This window comes from Thioalkalivibrio sp. ALE21, from assembly GCF_003208255.1.
Lineage (GTDB): Bacteria > Pseudomonadota > Gammaproteobacteria > Ectothiorhodospirales > Ectothiorhodospiraceae > Thioalkalivibrio > Thioalkalivibrio halophilus.
Window position 1 is genome coordinate 1 of record NZ_QKMA01000034.1, and the last position, 9,107, is coordinate 9,107.

At 62.4% G+C, this 9,107-nt stretch carries 11 protein-coding genes; all 11 read left to right on the forward strand.

The genetic code is table 11. The features are described 5' to 3' along the window. Window positions 1-281, forward strand: a 281-nt coding sequence (locus D893_RS13385; RefSeq protein ID WP_348638902.1) for a type II toxin-antitoxin system HicA family toxin, incomplete at its 5' end; no start/stop codon positions are given. After that, the gene (locus tag D893_RS13390; protein ID WP_244263459.1) at window positions 278-775 is read left to right on the forward strand and encodes a toxin-antitoxin system HicB family antitoxin; all 498 of its coding nucleotides are present in this window, start codon (window positions 278-280) and stop codon (window positions 773-775) included. The genes D893_RS13385 and D893_RS13390, both read left to right, overlap by 4 nt. Beyond that, window positions 772-1,287, forward strand: a complete 516-nt coding sequence (locus D893_RS13395; RefSeq protein WP_110620055.1) for a hypothetical protein — start codon at window positions 772-774, stop codon at window positions 1,285-1,287. The genes D893_RS13390 and D893_RS13395 overlap by 4 nt, the downstream gene beginning before the upstream one ends. After that, complete coding sequence (locus D893_RS13400) at window positions 1,284-1,862, forward strand: sugar phosphate nucleotidyltransferase (protein ID WP_246863939.1); 579 nt, start codon at window positions 1,284-1,286, stop codon at window positions 1,860-1,862. The genes D893_RS13395 and D893_RS13400 overlap by 4 nt, the downstream gene beginning before the upstream one ends. A 9-nt stretch (window positions 1,863-1,871) precedes the next feature. Then, a complete protein-coding gene (locus D893_RS13405; RefSeq protein ID WP_210434116.1) occupies window positions 1,872-3,680 on the forward strand; it encodes an ABC transporter ATP-binding protein in 1,809 nt (602 codons plus the stop codon). Further along, window positions 3,677-4,873: an L-2-hydroxyglutarate oxidase gene (gene lhgO / locus D893_RS13410; protein ID WP_110620056.1), complete on the forward strand. Its 1,197-nt coding sequence runs from the start codon at window positions 3,677-3,679 to the stop codon at window positions 4,871-4,873. Before D893_RS13405 ends, lhgO begins: the two co-directional genes overlap by 4 nt. Then, complete coding sequence (locus D893_RS13415; protein ID WP_110620057.1) at window positions 4,858-5,892, forward strand: Ldh family oxidoreductase; 1,035 nt, start codon at window positions 4,858-4,860, stop codon at window positions 5,890-5,892. Before lhgO ends, D893_RS13415 begins: the two co-directional genes overlap by 16 nt. A 2-nt stretch (window positions 5,893-5,894) precedes the next feature. Continuing rightward, the gene (locus D893_RS13420) at window positions 5,895-7,148 is read left to right on the forward strand and encodes a hypothetical protein (protein ID WP_110620058.1); all 1,254 of its coding nucleotides are present in this window, start codon (window positions 5,895-5,897) and stop codon (window positions 7,146-7,148) included. Between the two features lie 165 nt (window positions 7,149-7,313). Continuing rightward, window positions 7,314-7,538, forward strand: coding sequence for a hypothetical protein (locus D893_RS13770; RefSeq protein WP_146220564.1), 225 nt, complete (start codon window positions 7,314-7,316; stop codon window positions 7,536-7,538). Window positions 7,539-7,622: 84 nt separating this feature from the next. Further along, window positions 7,623-8,606 carry an IS5 family transposase gene (locus D893_RS13425; RefSeq protein WP_110620059.1) on the forward strand — a complete coding sequence of 328 codons (984 nt, stop codon included), beginning with the start codon at window positions 7,623-7,625 and terminating at the stop codon, window positions 8,604-8,606. Between the two features lie 310 nt (window positions 8,607-8,916). Continuing rightward, the coding region (locus D893_RS13430) for a helix-turn-helix domain-containing protein (protein WP_246863901.1) at window positions 8,917-9,107 on the forward strand (191 nt) is incomplete at its 3' end.

Below are 9,107 nucleotides of genomic sequence, written 5' to 3' on the forward strand. Positions count from 1 at the left end.
TAAAGGATGTACTGCAGCAGCTCCAGGGTGCGGGCGGTTCCCTGCGATGCGATGAATTGCGACGGTTGCTCGAAACCCTGGGCTTCGAGGTCCGCGACGGGAAGAAAGCAGGCCACAAGGTGGTCACCCATGCCGGGCTGCCGAGTTTCTACTCGACCTCCTACACATGCGGACACGGGAAAAACCCTGAAATCAAGCCAGCTTATGTCCGGAACATCCGCAAGATGCTCGAGGAGCGGGAGCCGGAATTGAGCCAATGGCTGAAGGGAGAGACGTCATGAACGCACAGGACTACGGGATCACGATACGCCGGGTTATCGAGGAGGGAGAAGCCTGCTTCGAGGCCCGGGTACGAGAGCTGCCGGACGTTGTCGAATACGCCGACACCCACGACGAGGCCTACGAGCTCGCGATCGATACCATCGAGACCACCGAGGCAGCGCTGAAGGAAAGCGGACGCGCGCTGCCGCAGCCCTTGCCGCCCGCGGATGACTTCAGTGGGCGCATTACACTGCGGGTGCCCAGAACGCTGCACCGCGCACTGGTCTCCCTGGCCGAAGACGAAGGCGTAAGCCTCAACCAGCAGATCGTCGCCGTATTGAGCTACTACGTCGGAGTGCAGACGCCAACCCGTACGGTTTTCGCCGAGTGGCATGCAGAGCCCGCCATTGCCCGACCCGGCGGCAAGGCTGCAACGGCTTGCCCGCAAATCATCCATGACATCGGCGCGGGCGACTCCAGCAAAGCCGATAAGTGGATGGCGCCAGCTGTATGACGGATTCCCCGATCCAAGCAGCCATCGATTGCCTGCGAATCCACGGGGTAAGCGTGCGCCAGTCCAGTGCCTGGCTGGCGGAAGATCATGACCCGCGGTTTTCACCCGTCGAGGCATACCAGCCGCAGTTCAAGCACCATGTGGAACGCAGCTATCTCATGGAAGTCCGCGAGGCGGAGACATCGTATTATGTCTTCCGGGTGTTCATCGGGCTGGGCCTGCGCTTGTTGCCAGCTTCTCCCGCTCGGGAAGGGGAAGACCCGGAGAAACACGAAGCCGGTGAGGCAGAAAGCGATGGTGTGCTGGCGCAGATCGAGGCGACATTTGTTGCGGAGTACGACACCGATACCGACCCGGGTCCGGAAGCGCTCGAAGCCTTTGCACAGAGGAATGCCAGCTGCCACGTATGGCCATACTGGCGTGAATTTGTAAGCAATCAATGCGCCCGCATGGAGTTGCCGAGAGTCACCATTCCAACCGTCCAGTTTGCCGCTCCTACAGACATACGATGACGCCAAACCCTGAACCCACAACCAAAGCCGTCGTCCTCGCCGGCGGCAGCGGCACCCGCCTGTGGCCGCTCTCGCGTCTTCAGCTGCCCAAGCAGTTCCTCAAGCTGGAAGGGGAGCGCACCCTGCTGGAAGAGACCATCCAGCGGCTGCACCCCCTCATCGGCGCTGACGACACCCTGGTCGTCACCGGCGCCGAGCACGCTACCGGCGAGGCGTACACCGCCCTGCAGCCCTACGCCACGCTGCTGGAGCCGGTGGGCCGCAACACCGCCCCCGCCATCGCCCTGGCCGAGGGCGGCTACTACTGGAACGCCGGGATCTTCGTCTGGCGCACCGGGACGATCCTCGACGAGGTGCGTCACCACCTCCCGGACGTCGCCGCCGTGCTGGACCGGATCGTCGCCGAATGGGGCGACGCGGCCCCGACCCAGGCGGTCGTGGAACGACACTTCCCGGACATGCCCGACATCAGCATCGACTACGGCGTGCTGGAGAAGAGCCACAACGTCGCCCTGGTGCCGTGCGACATCGGCTGGTGGCCGCCGCTCTCGGCGTGCGCGAACTCTGAATCCTGAAGGAACCCAATGCTGGAAACCTACCGCAAAATCCGCGACCTTCTCGATGCCCGCGAACGCCGCAATGCCGTTCTGCTCTTCGGCATGATGCTGGTCATGGGCCTGCTGGAAGCCGTCGGCGTCGCCTCGGTGATGCCGTTCATCTCCGTCGTCGCCAATCCCGAGGTGGTGGAGACCAACGATTCCCTCAACGCCGTCTATACCGGCCTCGGCTTCACCAGCACCGACACCTTCCTGCTCTTCCTCGGGGGTGGTGTCTTTGTGCTGGTGGTCGGCGGCCTCGCCTTCAAGGCGGTGACCCACTGGGCCATGGCGCGTTTCACCCACATGCGGGAATACTCCCTGAGCAGCCGTCTGCTGCGCGGCTACCTCGGGCGGCCCTACAGCTTCTTCCTCAATCGCCATAGCGCCGACCTCGGCAAGTCGGTGCTCTCCGAGGTCGGCCAGGTTATCAATAACGCCCTGATGCCGGCGGTGAACTTGCTCGCCCACGGTATCGTCGCCATCTTCCTGGTGGCGCTGGTGGTGGCGGTCAACCCAGTGGTGGCCGTGTTCGCCGTACTAGTCCTGGGCGGGGCGTACGGCCTCATCTACTGGGTGCTGCGCCGCTACATCGGTCGCATTGGTGCCCTGCGGGTGAAGGCGAACCAGGAACGCTTCCAGATCGCCCAGGAGGCCCTCGGCGGTATCAAGGACGTCAAGGTGCTCGGGCTGGAGAACGGCTACCTCCGTGGATTCGCCGGCCCGGCGAGTCGCTTCTCCCGTGTCCAGGCCAGCAATCAGATCATCAACCAGGTGCCGCGTTTCGCCCTGGAGGCGCTGGTTTTCGGCGGTATGCTGGTCCTGCTGATGGTCCTGCTGGCGGCGGAAGGGGGGGAACTCGCCAACGTCCTGCCCCTCATCGCCCTCTACGCCTTTGCCGGTACCCGCCTGATGCCGGCCCTGCAACAGGTCTACGGCGCCCTGGCCAAACTGCGCTTCGGTCAGCCCGCCCTGGAGGCGCTGCACCGCGACCTGGTAGAGACGGAGCAGGCCGGCGCCTCCGCCACCGCCAAGGTGCGCGCTGAGACCCACGAGGTGCTGCCACTGACGGAGAGCATCGCCATGGACGGTATCGTCTACACCTACCCGCAGGCCGAACAGCCCGCGCTGAACCACCTCAGCCTCACCATCCCGGCGCGCACCACTGTCGGCCTCGTGGGCAGCACTGGCGCCGGCAAGACCACCGCCGTCGACCTCATCCTGGGCCTGCTGGAGCCGCAACAGGGCCACCTGAAGATCGACGGTCAGCCGGTCAGCGGCGAGGCCGTGCGCGCCTGGCAGCGCAACATCGGCTATGTGCCCCAGAGCATCTTCCTTACCGACGACACCGTGGCGGCCAACATCGCCTTCGGCGTGTCGCCGGAGCAGATCGACCCGGCCGCCGTGGAGCGCGCCGCACGCATCGCCGAACTGCACAACTTCGTGGTCAGCGAAATGCCCCAGGGCTACGACACCCTGGTGGGGGAGCGCGGCGTGCGCCTCTCCGGCGGCCAGCGCCAGCGCATCGGCATCGCCCGCGCCCTCTACCACGACCCGGAAGTGCTGGTGCTGGACGAGGCGACCAGCGCCCTGGACAACCTGACCGAGAAGGCGGTGATGGATGCGGTGCACAATCTTGGCCATCGCAAGACCATCATCATGATCGCCCATCGGCTCAGTACCGTGCGTGAGTGTGACCGGATCTATGTGCTGAATCATGGCGAACTGGAAGCTCAGGGCACCTACGACGAACTGGTCGAAGGCCACGAGGCTTTCCGGGCCATGGCCGGATCATGACAACGACCGATTTTCTCATCATCGGGGGCGGCATTATTGGCCTCACAATCGCCCGCGAAATACAGCATCGCCAGCCCGGTGCCAGCATTACCGTCCTGGAAAAGGAGGCCGGTCTCGGCCGCCACGCCAGCGGCCGCAACAGCGGCGTGCTGCACAGCGGCATCTACTACACCGCCGACAGCCTCAAGGCGCGCTTCACCCGCGACGGCAATGCTGCCTGGCAGGCCTACTGCGAAGAGCGCGAACTGCCGCTGGACCGTTGCGGCAAGCTCATCGTGGCTCGCAATGCAGAAGAGCACGCCCGCCTCACGACGCTGGAAGAGCGGGGCGCCGCCAACGGCGTCGAGGTCCAGCGGCTGGATGAAGCCGAGACCCGCGCCATCGAGCCCCGGGCGCGCACCGTCGGCCACGCGCTGTTCGTGCCGTCCACCGCCACGGTCGACCCGAACAGACTGGTGGCCGCCCAGCAGGCCGACTTCACCACTGCTGGCGGCACGCTGCTCTGCGGCCACCCCTACCGGGGACACTTCGGCAACAATACCGTCCTGGCCGGCCACGAGCGCATCCAGGCCGGCACCGTGATCAACTGCGCCGGTCTCTATGCCGATCGGGTGGCGCACGACTTCGGCTTCGGCCTGCGCTACACCCTGCTGCCGTTCAAGGGGCTCTATCGCTACGCCGACCGGGGCACCGAAGCACCGCGCACCCACATCTACCCAGTGCCCGACCTGCGCCACCCGTTCCTCGGTGTCCACTTCACCCGAACCGTGGACGGCCACACCAAGATCGGCCCCACCGCCATCCCGGCCCTGTGGCGCGAGCATTACGGTGGCCCCAGCGGCTTTCGCCTGCGGGAACTGCTGGAAGTGGCCGGGCGCGAGCTGCACATGCTCGCCACCAACCGCAACGAGTTTCGCACCCTGGCGTGGTACGAGCTGCGCAAGCGGCGCCGCGCGCACATGGTGGCCGACGCTGCCACCCTGCTGGAAGGCGCCGAAGCGATGGGTTTTCATCGGCGTGGCCAGCCCGGCATCCGCGCCCAACTGGTCGAACGCGACAGCAACCAGCTGGTCATGGACTTTGTCATCGAGGGTGACGACCGGAGCGTGCACGTGCTCAACGCCGTCTCCCCGGCCTTTACCTGCGCCATTCCCTTTGCCCAACACGTGGTGAACCAATGTCTGACGACGTGAAACACATCTCCGCCGATACCCTGCGCCAGATGGGCCACGAGGCCCTGGCCCGGGTCGGCGTTCGCGAAGATATCATCCACCCCGTGGTCGACGGCCTGGTCTGGACCAGCCTGCGCGGTGTTGACTCCCACGGTATTCGCCTGTTGCCCCACTATGTGGAAGGGGTCAAGGGTGGGCGACTAAACCCGGACCCGAAAATGGTCTTCGAGCGCACCGCCGCCGCCACCGGCACCCTCGACGCCGACCACACCTTCGGCCACGCCGCCGGGGTCGAGGCGATGAAGCACGCCATCGAGCTGGCGCGGGATAGCGGCATCGGCGCCGTTTCGGTACGCAACTCCAGCCACTGCGGTGCGCTCTCCTACTTCGCCCACGCCGCCGCCGAGCAGGACATGATCGGCATGGCCTTTACCCACGCCACTGCTCGGGTCAAATCGCCCGGGTCCAGCCGTGCGTTCTTTGGCAACAACCCGCTCTGCCTGGTGGCACCGATGCGGGATGAAGCACCATTTTGCTTTGATGCTGCCACCACTAGCACCACCTTCAATGCCGTCAAAGCAGCGGCAGCAGCGGGCAAGACCCTGCCCCCTGGCTTGGTGGCCGATGCTGATGGCAATGAAACCACTGATCCGAACAAGGCCGAACAACTGCTGCCGATTGGCGACTACAAGGGCTTCGGCCTCTCGATGATGGTGGACATCCTATGCGCCGTGCTCAGCGGCATGCCCAATGGCAACAACGTGAGCAAGATGTTCGGCGACCCGATGAGCAAGAAGCGCGAGCTGGGGCAGTTCTACTGCGCCCTGCGCATCGACGCCTTCCGCGATGTAGAAGAGTTCAAGGCAGAAATGCAAGAGATGGCCGAGCGGGTGCGCAACGAACCGGCCATCGACCCGGAGATCAGGCGGGTGATGGTGCCGGGTGATCCGGAGAAGAAGGCCTGGGCGGAATTTTCAGAACTTGGAATAAACGTGCCACAGCATGTGATGGCCGAGATACGTCTGCTCCGTGGAGAATGAGCGTGCTGAACATTGTCAATTTCGTCCCGAAAGTTCAGGCGCTGGACAAGAGCGCGGCAACGCTGGCCGAGATTCGCAGGCAGCTGGGCCCGGTGCGGGTGCTGTCTGTGATCGGGCTGACCGAAAAGCACCAGATCGAGCGTATTGACTCGCTGGTCGAACTAGTTGCCAGGGTCAGCGACAAAGTGGTCTTTGTTGGTCACTCGACGTTGCAGGACTCGGCTTTCTACTTCCTGCAGGAGACTGTGGCGAATGTGGAAAGGATCGACGAAATTGCTCTTGTCGAGGCGATCGAATCCTTTTGCAGACCCGCTGGTCAGAACGTCTACCTGATGCCCGTCGGGAGCGGGAACGGAGAGTTCAACGACCAGCTCGTCCGCAAGGCTAAGAGTGCCGAGATTCCGATCCTAGGATATTTCAAGTCGCTTCATGACGAAGGCATGGGGCTATCAACCCTGCCGGAGTCGACTTCTGAGGGAGGCGGACTATATCATGGTGTTCGTCAGATTTTCCGCCAGTTACGGCATGACGTCTCGAGTGCATCAGTGATTAAAAAGGACAGGGGATTAACCCCGGTGCAATGCAACTGGCTTATGGTTTTCAATGCGAGCCACGCACAGACAGTGATTGCAAAAGCGGGAAAGGCGCGCTGCGTAGAGACAGGGTATCAACTGCTGTTTCCGGCCTGGCGCGATCTTGTCGCCCAGTCGCCTTATTGTCGGACCTATCCACGCGGCACGCGGTTGGAAGTGGTGCTGTTCACCCGTGGCGAAACTCCTGGACGACCGCCAGAAGAGAATGTCGTGCCCCATGCCAATCTGGTGCGGCTGCTCGACGATATCGTCTCGGCTTTGGACGATAGCGGTCGCGACTGGCATCTGAGGATCAAACCACACCCAATACAGGACGTAGGCTTTTTGCGCCGGCTGATCGAGGATCGTGCCAATGTCGAGATCGTCTATGAGGCACCCGCGCTGCTGGCTGTTACAGCTGATCTCGCGATCTCCACTTATTCCTCGACAGTGGTGGACACCATAGCTTTCGGGGTGCCGACAATCGAATATTTTTTTGAGACGCCATTCTTTCGGGCTAAGCATCCAACTGGATCGCCCTTTCCCGCACTGGGGGCGATGGAGGCAAGAACAAATGCGGAGTTCCTTCGCTGCCTGCAAAATGTCCTGACAAATTCATTGAAGTCGACTCCTAAATTCCCGGATTTAGCTAAGCAACCGAACTTTAAGTTTCTTACCAATTGAAGCCGCATTCCTTGGCACTCCTGAGATGACTATACCAATCAGGCTCTAGATTTTCTGGGAACTGCAATGTAGTGATTTCAGAGTGGTCTTGTAGCGTCATAGCGCGCTACACCCAAGAGTCCATTCTTTTGGTTGAATGTTTTTCATTTTCAGGGTACCGGTAACATGAGTAAATTTGACCAGTGTGTGATTCAATATCTTCACTCCGGACATGTTTATGACCGCAGGAAGGCTCAAAACTTCTTGGAAGAAAAGCTTCTTGCTATTGATGGTTCAGTATTTGTTGATGCCGCTCACCACAGGACTGCAGAAGTGCTGGAGGCGTGTGTCGCGGAAGCAGTAAAGGAGAGTGGCAAGTCTCGCGTGTTACTGCCACTAAGGAAACACTGATTTATTCCGCCGCGTTGCCCAGTTCCTTGCCGATCGCGAGTGTGCGATCATTGCAACAGGCCCAGCGACAGAGCGACTTCGAGCATGCAGACCACCTTCTCGGACCTGGAATACGCGCACAAGAAGAAGGTCACGCGGCGAGACCGCTTCCTGGCGGAAATTGAGTCCATCACGCCGTGGTCGGCGCTGGTGGCCGAGATTGAGGCGTACTATCCCAAGGGCCGCGGCCGGGGCCGCCCGCCGGTGGGTCTGGAGCGCATGCTGCGGATGTACATCGCCCAGCAGTGCTTCGGCCTTTCGGATGAAGGCATCGAGGACGCCATCTACGACAGCCAGTCCATCCGGCGTTTTGTCGGCATCGACCTGAGCCACGAGTCGGCGCCGGATGCGACCACCCTGCTCAAGTTCCGGCGACTGCTGGAGACCAACGGCCTGACGCGGAAGATTTTCGAGGCCATCAACGCGCACCTGGCCGAGCAGGGTCTGATGCTGCGCGAGGGCACCATCGTCGATGCGACGCTGATTGCCGCGCCACCCTCGACCAAGAACACGGAGAAGAAGCGGGACCCGGCCATGCACCAGACCAAGAAGGGCAACCAGTGGTACTTCGGCATGAAGGCCCATGCCGGCACCGATGCCCATTCCGGGCTGGTCCACTCGCTGGCCTGCACGGCGGCCAACGTCGGTGATGTCACCCAGACCCATCGGCTGCTCCATGGTGACGAGACCCACGTCTTCGGCGATGCCGGCTACCGGGGTGTCGAGAAGCGCCCGGAATGCCGGGAGGCGCGAGTCCAGTGGCTCATTGCGATGAAACGCACTGAGCGCAAGGCCCTGCCGAAGAGCCTGGTCGGCCGACTCGCCGAGGCGATGGAGACGACCAAGTCGCGCATCCGCGCGCGGGGCGAGCACCCGTTCCACACCCTGAAGGCCATCTTTGGCTACCGGAAGGTGCGCTACAAGGGGCTGGCGAAAAACGAGGCGCAGCTGCTCACGCTGTTCGGGCTGGGCAATCTGTACCGGGCGCGCCGCCAATTGCTCCACAATCGATGGGGTGGTGTGTTCTGAAGCCGGGGATGGGGCCGGGAAAGGCCCTCAAACACCCCGCAATCGACCAATCGTGAGCTGAAAACCGAAATAAATCGGCCCTTCGGTCCGACAATGAGGCTTTCAGCTCGTCAGTGACAACCGGAAGCGATTAGTTCAGCGTTTCCCTAATGGAGCCTGCCAATGAAATTGCCCGGGAAAAACGCTTTGATTTGGCTGGCCCGCAAGATATTTCCCGCTAGGAGAAGTAATTGTCAGGTCTCGCCTGATTGCATACCGCGAGAGAAGGCACCCCTGTTTCATGCCCGGGAGTGGATGAGTATTGTGCCCGATGAGCGAACGGGAGGCTGACCGCATGGCGAGTACCATCCATTCCAACGCCCGCACCACACCCCGGATCCGGCAGGAACTGCAGGAGGCGCCGGCCGGCGTCAGCGACCCGGAACTGGCCCGGCGCTACGGCATCAGTCGCATGACGGTGCGCAAGTGGCGCCGCCGGCGCACCGAGGTGGAAGACCGGAC

Bases quoted from the DNA above. Each gene is read 5' to 3' on its own strand.
- D893_RS13390 (WP_244263459.1), top strand. From the start codon at position 278: ATGAACGCACAGGACTACGGGATCACGATACGCCGGGTTATCGAGGAG.
- D893_RS13395 (WP_110620055.1), top strand. From the start codon at position 772: ATGACGGATTCCCCGATCCAAGCAGCCATCGATTGCCTGCGAATCCAC.
- D893_RS13400 (WP_246863939.1), top strand. From the start codon at position 1,284: ATGACGCCAAACCCTGAACCCACAACCAAAGCCGTCGTCCTCGCCGGC.
- D893_RS13405 (WP_210434116.1), top strand. From the start codon at position 1,872: ATGCTGGAAACCTACCGCAAAATCCGCGACCTTCTCGATGCCCGCGAA.
- lhgO (WP_110620056.1), top strand. From the start codon at position 3,677: ATGACAACGACCGATTTTCTCATCATCGGGGGCGGCATTATTGGCCTC.
- D893_RS13415 (WP_110620057.1), top strand. From the start codon at position 4,858: ATGTCTGACGACGTGAAACACATCTCCGCCGATACCCTGCGCCAGATG.
- D893_RS13770 (WP_146220564.1), top strand. From the start codon at position 7,314: ATGAGTAAATTTGACCAGTGTGTGATTCAATATCTTCACTCCGGACAT.
- D893_RS13425 (WP_110620059.1), top strand. From the start codon at position 7,623: ATGCAGACCACCTTCTCGGACCTGGAATACGCGCACAAGAAGAAGGTC.